Raw genomic sequence first — 18423 nt, 5'->3', positions numbered from 1 at the left:
CACCGAAACAGCCGACCTGCCCACCACCGCGGACCGGCTACTGACCCTCCTCAACCGCAACGACGGCAACGACGGCTACGACGACGACGTCACCCTCCTCCTCGCCCACGCCCGGCGGGGTCGGCGAGCTCAGACCGAGAGCAGCCCATGCTCCGCGCACCGGGCCGACCAACCCACCGGGGTGACCTGGACGACCATCCGCCGCCGGCAGGCTCGACAGTAGCGGGGTGGCTCCAGCTCGCGGGCCCGCCGGCAGGCCTCGTGGCTGCCCACACTGGCCAACTGACCGCAACGGTCACAAAACGCGGCGTCCATAATGGGCAGCTTAGGACATCGCCCGAGGCATCGGATCTCTCAGCCGCTACCCCGCCGAACAAGGACGATCAGGCGGCGGGGAGCGGCTCGACCACGGCGATCAGGTCACCGTCCTGGACGACGTCGCCCTCCTGCACCGCGATCCGGGCGACCGTCCCGCCGTCCTCGCTGATCACGGGGATCTCCATCTTCATCGAGTCGAGGATCACCAGGGCGTCACCGGCGCTCACCGGGTCTCCCACACCGACGACGACCTTCCAGACGYTGGCCACCATCTCAGCGCGGACTTCCTCGGCCATCAGGCTCCCTTCAGCGGCGGTGAATCTGGCAAGAGCGTAGTGCGCCGAGGCTGTCCGACCAACGTCCCTGGGCCCCGGATGTATCCGGGCCGGCACGCTGGGGCGACGCGACCGCCCGGTGCTGGGACTGTCGCTCATAACACCGCACACTACGCATGTGCTCGTACTTCTGGTGCTGACCCTGCTATGCGGTCTGGGCGTCGGCCTCGCCCGCGGCGGAWCTCTCGGCGCCCTCGCCCGCATCGATGTCTCCCGACCATGGCTGCTCGCCGCGGCGGTCCTGGTGCTCGCGATCGGCCGACTCGTGCCCGCCCTGCACAGCCCGGCGTGGATCGCGGCCGCCGTGGTCACAGCCCTGTTCGCCAGCGCGAACAACCGCCTGCCCGGACTCGGTCTCCTGGTCACCGGTCTCATCTCCAACGCCGCCGTCATCACCGCGAACGGCGGCCAGATGCCGGTGTCGCGGTGGGGGGCCGACCACGCCGGTGTACCGATTTCCGACATCTTGACCTCGGCATTTCACACGCCGGCCGGGGATGGTACGGTCCTGCGCCTGCTCAGTGACATCATCCCGCTGCCCCTGCCCTGGACGCCCGCGGTCGTCAGCGTCGGCGACGTGGCGATCGCCGCGGCGCTGGGACTGTTCGGAACGCTGGCCCCCGTGCGGGCGTGGCGCACGTTGCAGGCCCGCCGCCACGCCAGGGCGGTACAGTCTCCGGCCCAGGGGAACCTCGGCGATGGCTCACCGGATGGGTTCGGCGACGCCGACGAGGACGACGGCCTCGACGGACCCGCCGGTCACCTCCCGTCGGTGCGGACTGGCACGATGACTGCACGTCGAAGCAGAACGGAGGGAGATTCCTGATGGCGAAGAAGAAGCGCAAGCGGCGCGCACGGGCGAAGAACAAGGCCAACCACGGCAAGCGCCCGAACACCTGAGCCACCCGGCGGGCCGTGGCAGCCACGGCCCGCCCCCGGGCTGCCCGATACTCCGTCCGGCCCCAGCTACTCCGGCGGGCCCCAGCTACTCCGGCCGGTACTCGGCGGCGTCGATCTCCACCCGGGCGGCCCGCAGCCGGGCGAGCAGGCTCGCCCGCAGCGACTCGGGCGCCCGCTCCCCGCCGCACTTACGGGCGACGAGCATCTTCACCTCGTGCTCCACCCCGAACTCGCGCAGGCAGGGGGAGCATTCGTCAAGGTGGGCCCGAATCAGATTCTGCTGCCCGCCCTCACACTCACCGTCGAGATACAGAAAAACCGCGTCGAGCACTTTCCGGCAATCGATCTCGTGTGGACCGCCGCAGCTCACGACGCACCGCCCTCGCCGTCGGCGGAACCGGCCGCCACGAGCCCACGGTCCAAGGCGTACTTCTCCAGGGACTTCCGYAGACCCCGGCGACCGCGGTGCAACCGGGACATCACGGTCCCAATCGGCGTACCCATGATCTCCGCGATCTCCTTGTAGGCGAAGCCCTCGACGTCGGCGAGGTACACCGCCATGCGGAAGTCCTCGGGCAGGGCCTGCAGGGCGTCCTTGATGTCACTGTCCGGCAGGTGTTCCAACGCCTCGGTCTCCGCGCTCTTGAGCCCACTGGACGTATGCGACCCCGCCTCGGCGAGCTGCCAGTCCTCCACCTGCTCGGTGGGGCTCTGCAACGGCTGGCGCTGCCGCTTGCGGTACGTGTTGATGAACGTGTTCGTCAGAATCCGGTAGAGCCAGGCCTTGAGATTCGTGCCCGCCTGAAACTGGTGGAAGGCCGCGAACGCCTTGACGAAGGTCTCCTGCACGAGATCCWCCGCGTCGGCGGGATTACGGGTCATGCGCAGGGCTGCCGCATACAGCTGGTCGAGGTAGGGAAGGGCGTYCTGCTCGAAACGGGCGCCTCGCTCCTCGGTGGTCTCGTCGACCAGGATCACTTCCTCACCGTCATGCTCCCCGGCGGCCCACCCCGCGTCCACCACACCTGACCGGGCGACACGCGACCGTCCTTCCAGAGCGGACGATACCCCGGCCAAAGCCGGAGCGCGCATCGGCGCAACGCTCGGCAAAGGCCGGCCGGCGGCGGTCCGCGCCTGCGCGGACCGCCGCCGGCCGGTGCTGCTCCCAGGAGTCATGAAGCCTCCGTGACGTCATCTGGCTGCCGGTTAGCTGTCGGCTGACTGCCCACACAACCGGATCAGCCCGCGGATGATTCCCGCAGCCGGCCCCGCAGCCAGAATGCGCCGACCCGGGCCGCTTCGGCCACGCCCTCGCCGGGCGGACGCGCATCCCGTCGGCGGGTCTGGAAGGAGTGGTCGGCTCCCGCGACGAGATGGATCTCGCGGCCGAGTTCCGGATCGGGCCGCGGTCGCCCGAAGGAGTCCCGCTCACCCTGGACGACGAGCACCGGGACGCCCGCGCCGTCGAGTTCGTCCTGCCGCGACGGCCTGGTTTTGCCTGCCGGCGTGGTTCCCGGTGGCTGGAGCGGGAAGCCGAGGGCGAGCACGCCGCACGCCTCGAGCCCGGCCGCGACCCGCATAGCCACCCGCGATCCCATCGAGGCGCCGGCGAAGGCCAACGGGCGCGGCGGGCCCAGCGCCTCGACCGCGGCGATCGCGACCGCGTCGAGCCGGGCCGGCCGGTCCGGCGCCCGCCGCCCGGCGACGCGGTACGGCATCTCCAGCCGCGCCACCTGCACCCCGACAGAGGTGAGATATGCCGCAAGTTGGACGAAAAGCGGCGTGTCCGTGCCAGTCCCGGCTCCGTGCAGGAAGAGCACCGTCGACTCCGCCGTGCCGGGAACCACCAGCAGCCGTCCGCCGTCCACAGCTGTGGGCGCTCCATCACCCGGGACCTGCCCGGGGTCGGCGGCGGTGGACGGCGAATCCGGTGCGCATCTATCCGCGCGAACAGGGAAGGACACGGCGTGGTCGAGCCTGGAATCTGTCAGACTTCCGCCTTGAGTGTGTGACTTACCTCGCATCATCGCCCCTCGAAGGGTAGGAACGTTTCATGCCGCCTGGCCCCGACGCCGATCCGGGTCCGTCTCGCGGACGAGCGAACACCCTGGTCTGCGAGGCTCCAGCCAACAGTGACGACCCATACTGGGCGTTCTACGAAGAGGTCGCGGCGGTCCAGCTCCGCGAATGGCTGCCGTCCCGGCCCGCGCGGGTGCTCGACGTCTCCGGCCCGCGGGCCCGCTTCGCCCGCCAGATGGTGAGCACCGGCCATCAGGTCGTCCGGGTGGTCACCAGCGCCCTGCCGCCCGATCCGGCAAGCGGTCCCGGAACGCTTCTGCCGGTGGTGGGGGACCCCCGCTCGCTGGACTGGTTCGCTCCCGGTTCCTTTGACGCCGTCCTCGCCGAGGCTCGGGCGCTGTCGTTCTGCCTCGCCACCGAGACCATCCTGGAGGAGATCCATCGGATGCTGCGGCCGGGCGGCCAGCTGCTGCTCTGCGTCGATTCCCTGCTGCTCGGACTCGCCCGGCTCGCCGAACAGCACCGCTGGGCGGAGCTGTCCGACGTCCCGCGGGCGGACGTGGTACTCGTGCCGGCGGAAGACGGAACGATCACCCGGTGTTTCTGGCCCGAGGAACTTCGGGCACTGCTGACCAGCGCAGGGCTCGACGTGGACTGGATCCGCCCGCGCACCGTGCTCTCCGCGGAGGCGGTCAAGCGCGCGGTCGCCGAGGACGTCTCGTGCTTCCCCACCCTGGTACGCACGGAGGTGGAACTCTCCGCCGAGCGTGAGGGTGAGTCCATCGGCATCCATCTCATCGCCTCGGCCCGCCGGTCCGCCTAAGATCCGGCGCGGCGGTCGGTCCACGCGGGCCAGGGGGCGAGGCGTTCGAGGACGGCCGCGATTCCCAGGAGCCGGGCCTCGTCCCCGTGCCGGCCGGCGGGAATCGGGTGTCGGGAATCAGGTGGCGGGAATCAGGTGTCGGGAATCAGGTGTCGGCCGGCGCATGTCACGAGGACGCGGTTGACCCGGGCCGTCGTCCGGCATGCTGTCATGGTGAGCATCCTGACGGGTAGCGAAGCCACCGGAACGCAGTCCGATCYGTGGCCGGCTCCACTCGCACGGCAACCGGTCGAGGCCGTCGTCGCGGTGCCCGGCTCGAAGTCCGGCACAAACCGGGCACTCGTGCTCGCCGCGCTGGCGAACGGAACCTCCCGGCTGCGGGGTGCGCTGCGCTCCCGCGACACCCTGCTGATGGCCGGGGTGCTGAGGACGTTGGGTATCGAAGTATCCACCGAGGGTCCCGACTGGGTCGTCCACGGCCACCCGACACCGAGCGCCGCACCCACCGCGCGCGCGGAGTGCGGAAACGCGGGCACCGTGGCGCGCTTCACCCCGGCACTGGCCACGCTGACCCGCGGCGACGTCGTCTTTGACGGAGACGCGCGGATGCGCGAGCGTCCGCTCACCCCGCTGCTCGGCGCGCTGCGCGAGCTCGGCGCCGAGATCGACGGCGACCGAATGCCCTTCACCGTGCACGGCCGAGGGCGGCTGCGTGGCGGCGAGGTGATCGTGGATGCCTCCCACTCCAGCCAGCTTGTCTCGGGGCTGCTCCTCGCCTCCCCGCACTACGACACCGGGGTGACGGTCGTCCACCGCGGGTCCCGGCTGCCATCGGCTCCCTACCTGGACATGACCGTCGCGGATCTACGGGCCGCCGGTGCCACGGTCGAGGTCGACGCCGTGTGCTCCCCCGCGGCCGGCCCGGTGGCGGACACCCGGCGCTGGCGCGTCGAACCGGGCCGGCCGACCGCCGCGGACCGGACCATCGAACCGGACATGAACAGCGCGGCGGCCTTCCTCGCGGCGGCGGTCGCCACCGGCGGGCGGGTGATGATCTCGGACTGGCCGGAGTCGACCGAGCAGCCCGGCCGGCTGCTGCCCGATCTGCTGGTGGCGATGGGAGGCACGGCCCGGCGCACGTCGGCGGGCCTGGAGATCACCGGCGCCGGTGCCGTCCACGGGATCGACGTCGATCTGTCCGACTTCGGGGAAGCCGCTCCGATACTGACCGCCCTCGCCGTGCTCGCCGACTCGCCGTCACGGCTACGGGGCATCGCGCACCTGCGGCTGCAGGAGACCGACCGGCTGGCCGCCCTGGCCCTCGAACTCGGTCGCCTGGGCGCACGGATCACCGTCGCCGACGACGGGCTGGCGATCAGTCCGGCGCCCCTGCACGGCGCCCGGCTCGACCCGCACGCCGATCATCGGCTGGCGATGGCCTACGCGGTGGTCGGCCTCGTGGTGCCCGGGATCGTCATCGACGACATCGCGACGACCGGCAAGACGGTGCCGGACTTCCCCGAGATGTGGACGGCGATGCTGGACCAATGAGCGGCGCGACGCGACGCCCCCCAGGCCAGGCCGGCTGCCCCCCGGGTCCGACCGACAGCGCCGGCGGCTAGTCCGATGGCCCGCGAGCTGGACGAGGACGACGTCCGGGTCCGGCCGAGCCGGGGATCGCGCCCCCGGACCCGGGACCGGCCCGACCATGCCGAGGCGGTCGCGGCGGTGGTAGTGGGTGTCGACCGCGGCCGGTACACCTGCCGGCTCGACACGATGGCCGACCGCCTGGTCGCGGCCGTGCGCGGTGGGTCGATGCGCCGGACCTCCGTGATAGTCGGTGACCGGGTGGCCCTCGTGGGAGATGTCTCCGGGGCGGCGGGCCTCTTGGCGCGCATCGTCCGCCGCGAGGAACGCACGAGCGTCCTGCGGCGCACCCCCGACGACAGCGATCCGGTGGAACGCCCGATCGTCGCGAACGCCGACGTCCTGGTCATCGTCTGCGCGGTCACCGATCCGCCGCCGCGGCCCGGCCTGATCGACCGATGCCTGGTCGCCGCCTACGACGGCGGGCTCTCCCCGGTCCTGTGCCTGACCAAGACGGATCTCGCGGATCCGGCAGCGCTGGTGGACCTGTACCGCCCACTCGGACTCCCCGTCGTGACCACGCGCCCCGGTGGGGACCTGCGCGCGCTGCTGGAGCTGCTGACCAATCGGGTCAGTGTGCTGTTCGGGCACAGCGGGGTCGGCAAGTCCACCCTGGTGAACCGGCTGGTGCCGGCGGCGGACCGGGCGATCGRCGAGGTCAACGCCGTGACCGGCCGCGGCCGGCACACCTCGTCGGCCGCTGTCGCACTGCGGCTGCCCCAGGGGGGCACTGTCGTGGACACCCCGGGTGTCCGGTCGTTCGGGCTCGGCGCGGTGTCCCCGGACCGCGTGCTGCGCGCCTTCGAGGACCTCGCCGCGGCCGCCGCGCACTGTCAGCCCGGATGCCAGCACCTGGCGCCGTCCCCCGACTGCGCCCTGGACTCGGCGGTGCGGGACGRCCATGCCGACGCCGCCCGGCTGGCGAGCCTGCGCCGGCTGCTCGGCACCCGCGGAGCCTCACCTTGATCGCAATAGATCGGGAGATTGGTCACACTAACCCCGCCACCTGGTGTCCGGCGCCCGGGACCACCGACGCGCGGTGGGGCTCGGCTCGTAGTCTCGCAGGCGTGACCCCGCCTAACCCCGCATCCGTGAGCATCGAACCGACCGCGRACTCCGACACCGTCGCCATCGCCGACGATCTGGCCCTCGCGCTCAGCCTCGCGGACGCCGCCGACCGGATCACTCTTTCCCGATTCCAGGCAGTAGACCTGCACGTCGAGTCGAAGCCGGACAACACCCCGGTCTCCGACGCCGACACCGCCGTCGAGTCCATGATCCGCAAACGGCTCGCCGTGGCCCGGCCGGGCGACGCCGTGCTCGGCGAGGAGGAGGGTCTCGTCGGATCGGGCGCCCGCCGGCGCTGGATCCTGGACCCCGTTGACGGCACCAAGAACTTCGTGCGCGGCGTGCCCGTCTGGGGCACCCTGCTCGGACTCGAGGTGGACGGCGAGATGGTCGTCGGGGTCGCGAGCGCCCCGGCGATGAGCCGACGGTGGTGGGGAGCCCGGGGCACCGGCGCCTTCACTCGCGACGCCACCGGCGACACCCGTGCCCTGAAGGTCTCCTCGGTCACCAGCCTGGGTGACGCCTTCCTGTCCTTCGCCTCCGTCGAGGGCTGGCAGACCGCCGACCGGCTGGAGGAGTTCCTCCACCTCGCCGGCCAGGTCTKGCGGACCCGCGCCTACGGCGACTTCTGGTCGCACATGATGGTCGCCGAGGGCGCCGTGGACCTCGCCTGCGAGCCCGAGGTGTCGCTCTGGGACATGGCCGCGCTCCAGGTCATCGTCGAGGAGGCCGGTGGCCGGTTCACCGACCTGGGCGGGCGCCGGGGGCCGGGACACGGCACGGTGCTCACCACCAACGGGCATCTCCACAACGTCGCGCTGCAGTCGTTCAACGGCTCTTCATGATCGGTTTTGCGCATCGTGGTTCTCCCGCCCCCGGCCAGCGGGAGAACTCCCTGCCCGCGTTCCGTCGCGCTCTGGCCGGCGGGGCGAGTGGGCTGGAGTCGGACGTCTGGCTCGCCGCCGACGGCGTTCCGGTCCTGCATCATGACGGTGTGTTCGGCCCGCCCGGGCGGCGTCGGCGGATTCCCGACCTGACCGCCGACCGCCTGCCGGGGTGGCTGCCAACCCTCGCGGAGTTCTACGCGCAGCTGGGTACGTCCTTCGAGTTCAGTCTTGATCTGAAGGGCCCGCCGGGCAGCTGGGCGGACGCGGCGGCGGCCGTCGTCACCGTCGCCCGCGAGGCCGGTGGCGGCGAGGCCGCGAGGCGGCTGTGGCTGTGCGGCGGGCTCACGGACCTAGCGAAATACCGACCGCTGGATGACGACGTCCGGCTGGTGAACTCGACGTCGATCCGCGACATCGTCACCGGCGGCGGAATGACCGCGTACGGCGATGAACTCCGGGCCGTCGGAGTCACCGCCCTCAACCTGCGCGCGCGTGAATGGACCCCACCACGGGCCGGCATCGTCGGTGTTCTCCACGACCTGGGTATCGCCGTGTTCGGGTGGGATGCRCAACGAACAACCACACTGACCCGGCTAGCCGGCTACGGGCTCGATGCGGTCTACARTGACCATCTACGCCGGCTGGTACGCGTGACGGGTGCCACCCGGGCATAGCCAGCAGAGGTGCCCGGTGACGCGACTGTCGTAGGTGCGCCAAGGTCAGACGAATTGGGTAGTCAACCAGGCGAAGTCGTTGATTCAGTTGTGCGCAGCGTGACGCGACTCCGGCACACCGTCATATCACTGCTGGTTAGGATAGCGCCGTGCAAGCTATAGCCGGCGTCGCCCTCGRTCACCAGGGAAAGATCGGTTCCCCGAACCTGCGGATTGACCACGAAAGGGATAACACTCACTCCCGCGCCGRCAGCCGACGATGGCGCATCGTGGCACTTTCTTGACACCGGGATGGCGGGAGGCTRCACTCAGTCCTCCTCGGCGACTTTCAGCATCTGCTCYGGAAACCCGGTGCGTTCCGCCACATGCTCGACGGAGTATCCCTGTCGTAGCAGGTCACGAGCCTGTTCCAGGGTCCAGCCCCGACCGGGGTCGACCCGACGGACAACTACCTCACTCGCCTGGCGCCGTTCCTGGGGCCAGCTGAGTCGTGCACGGCGTGCCAAGGGTCGACCTCCGAGATTTGAGAGGACTTTGGTGTTACGCCACCAAGGATAGGCCATATTGACGTCGGCCTGCCCGTTGAACTCCACGATAGCGGGTGCCGACCAGTTAATGCAGACCCGCGCCGGAAGACAGCGCATCACGCGAAGACTCTGGCCCGAACAGGCGGCACGCCAAGAGGTACGAGAGTCCTTGATCCTCGGCTGGCCGGATCCATCGGTGACCGGGAAGACCTTCCGCGAGAGCGGTTCAGCCGAGAACGGCACCGACGCATCTCACCGGGTGACTTCCCGCAAGGCATGGCTATGGATGGCCAACCGGGTCGTGGATGCATAGCGGCTCCGCTCCGATGCGACGGGTCACCTCGGTGAACGTATAACGGCGGATCCCGGCCCCGCGGTGGCCGGYAGCCGTGCCCGTTTATCGGCTCCGGGTGAGGCCACGACCCGCGGCTTCCGCCGGGGCCGAACGCGCGCCCGACGGCTGGACGGCGGGCGCGGACACTTCCGTGGTCCTGGTCGAGCGGCCGTGCTCACGCAGCATCGTCCGCCACTGCTGCGGGGAGTGACTCGCCGGCCGGGTGGTCGCCAGAAAATCCTCGAGAACCGCCCGGAAGCGTTCGGGGTCAGTGTGATGGGGGAAATGCCCGGCACCGGAAAAGATCTCCAGGCGGCTCCCCGGCATCGCCTCGTGCGCCATCCACGCGTGCTCAACCGGGATGACGGCATCCCGGTCACCCCAGACGATCAGCGAGGGCATCCCGGCGGCGAGGTAGCACCGGTCCAGCATCGTGATGGACTGCCCACGCCCGTCCACCGCCGACCGTAGCGTGCGCAGGAACGCCGCCCGCGCGGTGGGTACGCCCAGCGAGTCGAAGACGTTCAGGAGATCGTCGGCGTCCCGCCCGAGATCGGTGTGCAGCAGGCGCAGCGCGTGCATTCCGGCCCAGYCGGCGACCCGCACCGGCGGCATGCCGATCAGGGAAAGCACCGCCCCGGCTCCGGGCACGGCCGCCGCCCGCAGCGCGGGATGCAGGTGCGGCCCGACCCCGCCGGTGGCGACCAGCACCAACCGCTCGCAGCGCTCCGGGAACTGGTAGGCGAACTGCATGGCCACCCCGCCGCCCAGCGAGTGTCCGACGACCGTGGCGCGCTCGACTCCGAGGATGGTGAGCAGGTCACGCATGCCGCACGCGTAGCCGGCCACCGAGTAGTCACCGCGCGGTTTGTCCGACTCGCCGTGTCCCAGCAGGTCGGGAGCGATGACGGTGTGCCGGCGGGCCAACTTCGGGATGATCGAGGCCCAGGTGCGCGCGTTGTCCCCGATGCCGTGGATGAGCAGTAGAACCGGCCCGCGCCCGGCCCGCAGATAGCACCGCCGGTACCCGTGGACCGTGACGAAGCGGGAGGTCAGCGGGCCCACCCGGGGCACGCCATGGGCACGGCCGCCCCCGGTGCTCGTCGTCCCGTCTGCCGATGCCACGACCGAGGCTGGATTCTTCCTCACTCGCCACCACCCACCCGCGACTCGCCGCCACCCACCTGCCCCCGCTCGAAGCACACCATCCTACTTCCACGGCCTACCCCGGGAGCCGGCCCGGGACTCGTACCCGCCTCCCCGCGCCCGACCGCTTCTGACCTGGTGGTCAGAACCTGATGGTCAGAATTCGATGTTGCTCATCACATGCTTGATCCTGGTGTAGTCCTCCAGGCCGTAGACCGACAGATCCTTGCCGTACCCGCTCTTCTTGAACCCACCGTGCGGCATCTCCGCCACGAGCCGGATGTGCGTGTTGATCCATACGCAGCCGAAGTCCAGCCGGCGGGCGACCCGCAGGGCCCGGCCGTGATCGCGGGTCCAGACGCTGGAGGCCAGGCCGTATTCGACCCCGTTGGCCCAGGCAACCGCGGTGTCCTCCGAGTCAAACCGCTGCACCGTGATGATCGGGCCGAACACCTCGGACTGGATGARCTCGTCGTCCTGGCGCAGACCCGAGACGACCGTGGCCGGGTAGAAGTAGCCCGCCCGGTCCAGCGGAGCACCRCCGGCGAGCACCTCGGCATGTTCAGGTGCCCGCTCCACGAAACCGCTCACCCGGGCCAGTTGGCCCGCGTTGTTGAGGGGCCCGTAGTCGACGTCGGGCTCCTCCGGCGATCCAGTCGCGGTCTTCCCGGCCGCCTCGGCCAGGGCGGCTGCGAGCTCGTCGTGGACGCCCGGCGCGGCCAGCACCCTGGTCGCCGCCGTGCAGTCCTGGCCGGCGTTGAAGTACGCGGCCTCGGCRATCTGCCGCGCCACCACCGCCGGATCCACGTCGTCGAAGACGATGACCKGCGCCTTGCCCCCGAGTTCGAGGTGCACCCTCTTCAAGGAGTCCGCCGCGGCCCGGGCGATCTCCATCCCGGCCCGCACGCTGCCGGTCACCGAGACCATCGCCGGGCCCGGATGGGCCACCAGCGCGCGTCCGGTGTCACGATCACCACACACCACGTTGAGCACGCCGGGCGGGAGGAACTCCGCGGCGATCTCGGCAAGCAGCAGGCTGGACGCCGGGGTGGTGTCGGAGGGCTTGAGCACGACGGTGTTGCCCGCCGCGATCGCCGGCGCGACCTTCCAGACCGCCATCATCAGCGGGTAGTTCCAGGGCGTGACCTGGGCACAGACCCCGATGGGCTCGCGGCGGACATAACTGGTGTACCCCGCCAGGTACTCGCCGGCCGACCGGCCCTCGAGCAGCCGCGCGGCCCCGGCGAAGAACCGGATCTGGTCGGCGGACGGCCCGACCTCCTCGTCCACGGTGAGCCGCAGCGGTTTGCCGGTGTTCGCGCTCTCCACCGCCGCGACCTCGTCGGCCCGGTCCTCCAGCGCGTCGGCCACCCGCAGCAGTGCCCGGGACCGCTGCGCGGGCGTGGTGTCCCGCCAGCCCTCGAACGCCGCGCTCGCGGCCGCCACGGCCGCGTCGACGTCGGCCGGCCCCGACCGGGGTGCCTGCGCCAGCAGGTCCGCCGTCGACGGGTTCAGGATGGACATTGTCTCGCCATCGACGGCCGGGGTGGAGACGCCACCGATGAGATTGGCGAAGATCGCATCCATGTCTCTGTCCCTCCTGGGGGATCGGGCCGGCTCAGCCGACGAGGTCCCGGGCCATCTGGTCGAGGCTGTCGAGGTAGCGGTCGACATCGGCGTCGGTGTGCTGCACCGACAACGTCCACTCCTCCTCGCGCCCGGGCGCCATGAGGACGTTGCGGTTGGCGTTGTAGAGCCAGGCCAGTTCGGGCAACTCGGCGTTCTGGTGCGCCATGAACGAGGTGTAGTCACGGATCGGGGCGTCGGTGAAGTGCACGCATCCCTTCGAGCTGATGCCGACGGTGTAGCCGGGAATKCCGTGCCGGGTCAGGATCTCGTCGCAGCCGGYGGTCAACCGGCCACCCAGCCGATCGAGGTGGGTGTAGGCGTCGGGAGTGAGCACCTCGAACAGGCTCGCCCGGGCGGCGGCCATGGTCAGCGGGTTGCCGTTGTACGTGCCGACCTGTTTCACCCGGTCCGAGGCCACGGCCTCCATCAGTTCCGCCGTCGCRCCGATCGCCCCGGACGGCAGCCCGCCACCGAGCGCCTTGGYCAGGGTCACCAGGTCCGGGCGCACGCCGAACCTCTCGGTGGCCCCACCGGCCGCCACGCACAGCCCCGTCTTGACCTCGTCGAAGATCAGGATAACCCCGTACCGGGAGGTGATCTCCCGGACCGCCGCCAGGTAACCGGGCTCCGGCAGGACGACGCCGAGGTTCATCATCGCCGGCTCCATGATCACACAGGCGGGCAGGCGTCCCTCGGCGGCGAGCGCGGCGATCCRCCGCTCCATCGCCGGAGCGTCGTTGAAGGGGACCGGCACCGTGAGGTCGACGACCACCCGGGGGATCCCGGCACCGTAACCCAACGAGTTCATGTTCTCGGCCGGACCGATGTCGTCGTACGGGGTCCCGATCGACACCATCACGTAGTCGTGGTGCCCGTGGTACGAACCGAAGATCTTGACGATCGTGTCGCGGCCGGTGACGCCGCGGGCGATGCGGATCGCGTCCATCGTCGCCTCGGAGCCGGAGTTGACATAGCGCCACTGCGGCAGGCCGAAGCGGCGGGCCAACTCCTCGCTGACCACCACGCAGTCCTCGGTGGGCATCGCGAAGTGCGTACCGAGCGCCAYCCGCTCGGTCACGGCCCGCACGATCGCCGGGTGGGCGTGCCCCTGCACCATCGAACCGAACCCGTTGTGGAAGTCGGAGTACTCGTTGCCGTCGACGTCCCAGACCTTCGACCCGAGACCGCGGGTGAGGTAGATCGGCCAGGGATCACGCACCTGGTAGGACGACGGCACCCCGGAGGTCATCGACCGCACCGCCCGCGCATGCAGCGCCTCCGAGCCCCGGGTGCGGACGTCGAGGCGGGCGGACTCGCGCGCGGCCAGCTCCGCGACCCTGGCCCGCGCAACGACCCGGGTCACACCGCTCCCGGAGGCAGTCATATTCGACACTAGCCACGCATCCTTTCCACCGATCAGCCACTGAAAGCGTAGCCTGATCGGCAGCTTGACGATGGAATCCGTCGAAGATTGCGTGGATAAGGATCGCTTCCCAGTTCACTCATCGACGGCCATACGATGGCAGCAGGGGCAGGCCAGCGTGAACGGGCGTGGGGAACCGCCACGGAGGACCGAGGAGGACGCCGGGTGCAGTCGCGACGGTCGCCCGGCCAGCGACTTAGCTCCGATACCCTGCTGGACGATGTCAACAAGGCCATCATCGAGCAGCTGCAGCAGGACGGCCGGCGGTCCTACGCGGCCATGGCGGCGGCGGTCGGGCTCTCCGAGGCGGCCGTGCGCCAACGGGTGCAGCGTCTACTCGACGCCGGCATCATGCAGATCGTCGCCGTCACCGACCCGCTCCGGGTGGGCTTCCACCGGGAGGCGATGATCGGGGTGCGGGTCACCGGGGACACCCGCGTCGTCGCCGACACGATTGCCGCGCTGCCCGAGGTCGATTACGTCGTCCTGACGGCCGGATCCTTCGATCTCATCGTGGAGATCGTCGCCGAGAACGACGAGCACCTGCTCGAACTGATCAACGAGCAGATCCGCGCCCTGCCACAGGTCCTCGCCACCGAGACGTTCGTCTACCTGCGGCTGGTCAAGCAGACCTACACGTGGGGAGCACGCTGAAACGTCCGGACGCCGACAGCGCGGGCCGCCGGGCGCGGAGGGGAAGCCGGGCCGGGTCGAACATCGATAGGGCGCAGAACCTGCCGACGGGCCGACGGGCGCGGCGACGCGGGCGGGCATGCGGTTCGGGGGTGTCACCGTTTGTACCGCCGACGGGAACAACCAAGCGGCCACAACAAGAGTCCAACATATGCAACGAACGTCAAATATCTCGGCCCGGACACACGATGGGGTGAACATGGCGCTGGTCCACCATGACCCGCAGGACGGCATTATGGTTACCCGGATCGGGCAGGCGGAGATAACGGTACGTCCCGAGCCACCGGCGAGCGCCGGGAAGGCTCCGGTCATCCTGCTCCGGTTGGATGCGCCCATGCTCGACACCCTTGCCGCGGCCTACCTGGATCCGGACGAGGCCCGCCGGCTGGCCCAAGCGCTGATGCGGGCGGCCGAGGCGGTGCGTCCGGCAAGCCCGTGGCGAACCCCGGGAACCACCCCCCGCTGATCCCGGAACGGGCCCCGCCGCGGGAGAACCCGCCGCCGACGGCCGCCATGCCGGGGCGGCTCCCGGGCCACCACTGTGCGTCCCGGGCTCGGACGACCGCCAATCCGGGCCCCGCGCCGCCGGGCGTCGGCGCGCATCCCGGCCGGGCGCCCGGGTCGCCAACCGGCGGAAGGAGCGGACGGATTCCGATGAAAACGGCCCGTGATACGGCCCGTGATAATGATGCATGCCTGCCTAAATGCGAAAGTACCCTCGGAAAAACTTTCCGAGGGTACTTTCGACTGGTAGCGGGGACAGGATTTGAACCTGTGACCTCTGGGTTATGAGCCCAGCGAGCTACCGAGCTGCTCCACCCCGCGTCGGTGTGTCTTCACTATACAGGGCCGCCATCGGCGGCTGTCAAATCGATGGCGGCCCCAATTTCGGAACTTTCGGGACTAGCCGGGCGCCGGGGCGGCCCGGGCCCCCGGTGGACCGGGAGTGTCGCCGCCGGCCACGGTCGCCGAAGGAGACGGAGCCGGTGGTTTGGCTGCCGGTGACGCGGGGACCGGTGACGCGGGCACCGACGCACCGGCCCGTGTCGCCGTGGCAGCGGGCGGTGTCGCCGCCGGACTCGACAGAGTACGCAGGCGACCCAGCGCATCAGCCAGCTCGCTCTGGGCCTTCCCGTAGGCGGTGAAGTCCGGCGGGCTCTTGCGCAGAGCGTCCTGCCCCGCCTGGTAGGCGCGGTCGGCGTCGCCCACGGCGTCCTGCAGCGCGGTCTGCCCCGGCGGCGGGACGCYGGCCCCGCCCTGCCCGGATCTGGGAGCCGGCGTGCCGTCCTGACCGGCGTCCGTGGTCGTGGCCCCGATGCCGGCCCCGGCCGCCGCGGCACCGGCACCGGCACCGAAGACCTTGTCCAGGGCCTCACCCAGCGAGGCACCGAAACCGATGCGGTCGCCGAAGGCCGTGGCGACCCCCTGCAGGGTCGGGTAGCCGGTGCTCCCTCTGGCCTGGACGTAGTAGGGCTCGACGTAGAGCAGGCCGCCGGCCAGGGGCAGGGTCAGCAGGTTGCCCTCGATCGTGGTCGCTCCCCCGCTGCGCCATAGCGACAGCTGTTTGGCCACGTCGCCGTTGCCCTCGATGGCGTTCTGCACCTGGACCGGACCGTTGATCGTGTTCCCCGCCGGYAGTTTGAGCAGGGTGAACCGGCCGTAGTTGGCGGGGTCACTGGACACCGCCATGTACGCCGCGAGCTTCGAGGACCGGGCGGAGATCAACGGTGAGGTGAGGTTGTAGGACGGGTCTTTGCGCCCGGGAAGCTGGCTGTAGACGTAGAACGGCGGCTGGGGTTGCCCGCTTCCATCCGGCGAGTCGGACACATCCCAGAAGTCCTCCTGGGAGTAGAAGTCCCGCGGGTTGGAGATGTGGTACTGCCCGATCAGATCGCGCTGGACCTTGAACAGGTCCTCCGGATAACGCAAGTGTGCTCGGAGGGACGGCGGGATGTCACTCTTCGGCTTCACCGTGTCCGGGAACGCCTTCATCCAGGTCCGTAGCACCGGGTCGGACTCGTCCCAGGCGTAGAGGGTGACGGTGCCGTTGTAGGCGTCCACCGTCGCCTTCACCGAGTTACGGATGTAGTTGACCTGGTTCGAGGCCTGCCGGGTGCGGTTGCCACTCTGGGTGGTCACCGAGTCGGCGGTCACGTCACCCAGGGTGCGCCGGGCGGAGTAAGGATAGCCGTCGGAGGTTGTGTAACCATCGAGAATCCAGGTCACCCGGCCATTGACGATCGCCGGGTACGGGTCTCCGTCGAGGGTGAGCCAGGGCGCTGCCTTRCTCACCCGGTCCCGCGGGTTTCGCTCGTCCAGGATCCGGGAGTTCTTCGTGATGTCACCGGAGAGCAGGATGTTCTTCTCCCCGAACCGCAGCGCGAACAGCGCCCGACGGAAGGTCGAGCCGATCGAGACCCCACCGTCGCCCTGGTAGGTCGTGGTGACCTGGGTTTCTCCCGGCCCCGGCCCATCGATCTCCATCTGCCTGGTGCCGACGATGGAATACGACGGCGACATCTCCCCGAAGTAGACCCGGTTCTCCTTGATACCGAAGGTACCGTCCTGCGGGAAACCGCTCACGCCGTGATCGAAGTCGGGGCGCCCCACGTCGACGGTGTTCGACGGCGCCGCGACAAATCCCTTGCCGTGGGTATAGGTCAGGTGCTCGTTGATCCAGTTGCGCTGCTGCGTTCCCAGCCCGGCCTGGTTCAGCTCCCGCACCGATACCACGTAGTCCTGGGTCGTCGACTTCTTGTCCGCCCCTGTGACGGTGTACCGGTCGACGTCGAGCGTCGGCGGGAAACCATAGTAGCCGCGGAACTGCTGGAGCTGCTGGAACGTCCGGGAGAGTTTGCTGGGGTCGAGTAGACGGATGTTGGGGACCGTGCCGGTGTCGGCGGCGACCTGCTGGGCGGTGACGTCGGTGCTGGCGGCATAGTCCTGCGGCTCGACGTCCTGGATGCCGTAGGCGGCCCGGGTCGCCGCGATGTTGCGCGCGATGTAGGGCTCCTCGCGGGTCGCCTCGTTCGGCCGGACCTGGAACTGCTGGACGATCGCCGGGTAGATCCCGCCGATCACCACCGAGGACAGGACAAGGATGCCCGCGCCGAGCAGCGGCAGCGTCCAGCCCCGCTGGAAGATGTTGTAGATGAACAGCACCGCGCAGGCCAGCGAGATGAACAGCAGGATCAGCTTCGCCGGCAGCACGGCGTGCACATCGGTGTAGGACGCACCGGTCCCCACCCCGCGCGAGGAGAACACCGAGCCGAACCGGTCGAGGTAGTACGCCCACGCCTTAAGCAGGGCGAGCAGCCCGAGTAGCACCGAGATGTGCGCCTTCGCCGCCGGGGTCACCCGTTCCCCCGTGGTCTGCATCCGGATTCCGCCGAACRGGTAGTGGGTCAGCAGGGTGACGAGCAACGACAGCAGCACCGCGGTCAGCAGGAAGCCGAGCAGGAACCGCTGGAAGGGATAGCTGAACGCGTAATAGCTGATATCCCGGTGAAACTGCAGATCAGGGGTCCCGAAAGACTCGCCGTTCACCCACAGCAGCCACGTCCGCCACTGGCCGGCGGCGGAYAGGCCCGCGGCCAGGCCGAACAGCGTCGTGACCGCGAGCAGGATCAGCAGCATATACGGCTCGATCACCGACCGGTAGCGTTCCAGGTTCTGCTGCTCGGTCGACAACGGCCGAAGCGGCGGCCGTAGCCGGTACGCAAGTACGATGTTGGTCCCGACGATGATCGCCATTACCACGCCGAAGAGGACGAACAGCAAAATCCGGGTGTAGAGGACAGTGGTGAACACCCTGCTGAAGTCGATCGAGCGGTAGAACAGCAGGTCAGTGTATAGCCGGGTGAAGATGGCGATGATCGTAATCGCGAGGACGATGACAAGCAGCACCGGCACGAGCACCTTGGTGCGGGTYAGCACCGGGCGGCGACTGGTGGTTGCCACAGGTTCCTCCGTGCGTCGGTGATTCGGTGATTCGGGGCGC

At 69.9% G+C, this 18423-nt stretch carries 17 protein-coding genes and 1 tRNA gene; 8 read left to right on the top strand and 10 right to left on the bottom strand.

All coding sequences use genetic code 11. The annotated features are described in order from the left end of the window. Positions 1-129: 129 nt before the first annotated feature. Both Manayef4_RS26665 and Manayef4_RS11650 read right to left on the bottom strand, forming a co-directional pair. Positions 130-315, bottom strand: a complete 186-nt coding sequence (locus Manayef4_RS26665; RefSeq protein ID WP_076806814.1) for a hypothetical protein — start codon at positions 313-315, stop codon at positions 130-132. 68 nt (positions 316-383) lie between these two features. Next, positions 384-614 (bottom strand): biotin/lipoyl-binding carrier protein, encoded by a 231-nt coding sequence (locus tag Manayef4_RS11650; RefSeq protein WP_070131589.1) that lies wholly within the window; start codon positions 612-614, stop codon positions 384-386. A 157-nt stretch (positions 615-771) separates the two neighbouring features. Here Manayef4_RS11650 and Manayef4_RS11645 point away from each other — a divergent pair, with 157 nt between their 5' ends. Then, on the top strand, positions 772-1479 hold the full coding sequence (locus Manayef4_RS11645; RefSeq protein WP_254665598.1) for a DUF5317 domain-containing protein: 708 nt from the start codon (positions 772-774) through the stop codon (positions 1477-1479). A 159-nt stretch (positions 1480-1638) separates the two neighbouring features. Here Manayef4_RS11645 and rsrA read toward each other — a convergent pair whose 3' ends face one another. The 3 genes from rsrA to Manayef4_RS11630 all read right to left on the bottom strand — a co-directional run bounded on the left by rsrA (position 1639) and on the right by Manayef4_RS11630 (position 3421). Then, complete coding sequence (gene rsrA, locus Manayef4_RS11640) at positions 1639-1923, bottom strand: mycothiol system anti-sigma-R factor (RefSeq protein ID WP_011438142.1); 285 nt, start codon at positions 1921-1923, stop codon at positions 1639-1641. Then, the gene (locus Manayef4_RS11635; protein ID WP_254665597.1) at positions 1920-2729 is read right to left on the bottom strand and encodes a sigma-70 family RNA polymerase sigma factor; all 810 of its coding nucleotides are present in this window, start codon (positions 2727-2729) and stop codon (positions 1920-1922) included. Before Manayef4_RS11635 ends, rsrA begins: the two co-directional genes overlap by 4 nt. A gap of 62 nt (positions 2730-2791) precedes the next feature. Next, complete coding sequence (locus tag Manayef4_RS11630; RefSeq protein ID WP_308726831.1) at positions 2792-3421, bottom strand: alpha/beta family hydrolase; 630 nt, start codon at positions 3419-3421, stop codon at positions 2792-2794. A 185-nt stretch (positions 3422-3606) separates the two neighbouring features. On the opposite strand from Manayef4_RS11630, the gene Manayef4_RS11625 reads away from it, so the two are divergent. The 5 genes from Manayef4_RS11625 (at position 3607) to Manayef4_RS11605 (ending at position 8671) form a co-directional block, all read left to right on the top strand. After that, a complete protein-coding gene (locus Manayef4_RS11625; protein WP_011438145.1) occupies positions 3607-4395 on the top strand; it encodes a methyltransferase domain-containing protein in 789 nt (262 codons plus the stop codon). Positions 4396-4605: 210 nt separating this feature from the next. Next, complete coding sequence (gene aroA, locus Manayef4_RS11620; protein WP_070131587.1) at positions 4606-5946, top strand: 3-phosphoshikimate 1-carboxyvinyltransferase; 1341 nt, start codon at positions 4606-4608, stop codon at positions 5944-5946. A gap of 75 nt (positions 5947-6021) precedes the next feature. Next, positions 6022-7008 carry a ribosome small subunit-dependent GTPase A gene (gene rsgA / locus Manayef4_RS11615; protein WP_070131586.1) on the top strand — a complete coding sequence of 329 codons (987 nt, stop codon included), beginning with the start codon at positions 6022-6024 and terminating at the stop codon, positions 7006-7008. Between the two features lie 101 nt (positions 7009-7109). Next, positions 7110-7955, top strand: a complete 846-nt coding sequence (gene hisN, locus Manayef4_RS11610; RefSeq protein ID WP_070131585.1) for a histidinol-phosphatase — start codon at positions 7110-7112, stop codon at positions 7953-7955. After that, on the top strand, positions 7952-8671 hold the full coding sequence (locus Manayef4_RS11605) for a glycerophosphodiester phosphodiesterase (RefSeq protein WP_035729795.1): 720 nt from the start codon (positions 7952-7954) through the stop codon (positions 8669-8671). The genes hisN and Manayef4_RS11605 overlap by 4 nt, the downstream gene beginning before the upstream one ends. A gap of 924 nt (positions 8672-9595) precedes the next feature. On the opposite strand, the gene Manayef4_RS11600 is transcribed toward Manayef4_RS11605, so the two are convergent. The 3 genes from Manayef4_RS11600 to Manayef4_RS11590 form a co-directional block, all read right to left on the bottom strand. Beyond that, the gene (locus Manayef4_RS11600; RefSeq protein WP_349257440.1) at positions 9596-10597 is read right to left on the bottom strand and encodes an alpha/beta fold hydrolase; all 1002 of its coding nucleotides are present in this window, start codon (positions 10595-10597) and stop codon (positions 9596-9598) included. Positions 10598-10834: 237 nt separating this feature from the next. Next, positions 10835-12265, bottom strand: a complete 1431-nt coding sequence (locus Manayef4_RS11595; protein ID WP_070131583.1) for a gamma-aminobutyraldehyde dehydrogenase — start codon at positions 12263-12265, stop codon at positions 10835-10837. A 31-nt stretch (positions 12266-12296) separates the two neighbouring features. Next, complete coding sequence (locus Manayef4_RS11590; protein WP_175443368.1) at positions 12297-13691, bottom strand: aspartate aminotransferase family protein; 1395 nt, start codon at positions 13689-13691, stop codon at positions 12297-12299. A 204-nt stretch (positions 13692-13895) separates the two neighbouring features. On the opposite strand from Manayef4_RS11590, the gene Manayef4_RS11585 reads away from it, so the two are divergent. Beyond that, positions 13896-14384 carry an Lrp/AsnC family transcriptional regulator gene (locus tag Manayef4_RS11585; protein ID WP_011438154.1) on the top strand — a complete coding sequence of 163 codons (489 nt, stop codon included), beginning with the start codon at positions 13896-13898 and terminating at the stop codon, positions 14382-14384. Between the two features lie 238 nt (positions 14385-14622). Then, on the top strand, positions 14623-14889 hold the full coding sequence (locus Manayef4_RS11580; protein WP_011438155.1) for a hypothetical protein: 267 nt from the start codon (positions 14623-14625) through the stop codon (positions 14887-14889). Positions 14890-15171: 282 nt separating this feature from the next. Here Manayef4_RS11580 and Manayef4_RS11575 read toward each other — a convergent pair. Then, a tRNA-Met gene (locus Manayef4_RS11575) sits at positions 15172-15248 on the bottom strand. A 78-nt stretch (positions 15249-15326) separates the two neighbouring features. Then, the gene (locus Manayef4_RS11570; protein ID WP_070131581.1) at positions 15327-18383 is read right to left on the bottom strand and encodes a UPF0182 family protein; all 3057 of its coding nucleotides are present in this window, start codon (positions 18381-18383) and stop codon (positions 15327-15329) included. Between the last annotated feature and the right edge of the window lie 40 nt (positions 18384-18423).

Origin of the sequence: Frankia sp. CgMI4, from assembly GCF_001756285.1 — a bacterium.
GTDB classification, from domain to species: domain Bacteria; phylum Actinomycetota; class Actinomycetes; order Frankiales; family Frankiaceae; genus Frankia; species Frankia casuarinae.
This window is presented reverse-complemented; position numbering and strand designations above follow the sequence as displayed.

What these genes read in the sequence shown, in the direction of transcription:
- Manayef4_RS11580 (WP_011438155.1), top strand. Translation starts at nt 14,623, where the DNA reads ATGGCGCTGGTCCACCATGACCCGCAGGACGGCATTATGGTTACCCGG.
- Manayef4_RS11625 (WP_011438145.1), top strand. Translation starts at nt 3,607, where the DNA reads ATGCCGCCTGGCCCCGACGCCGATCCGGGTCCGTCTCGCGGACGAGCG.
- Manayef4_RS26665 (WP_076806814.1), bottom strand. Translation starts at nt 315, where the DNA reads ATGGACGCCGCGTTTTGTGACCGTTGCGGTCAGTTGGCCAGTGTGGGC.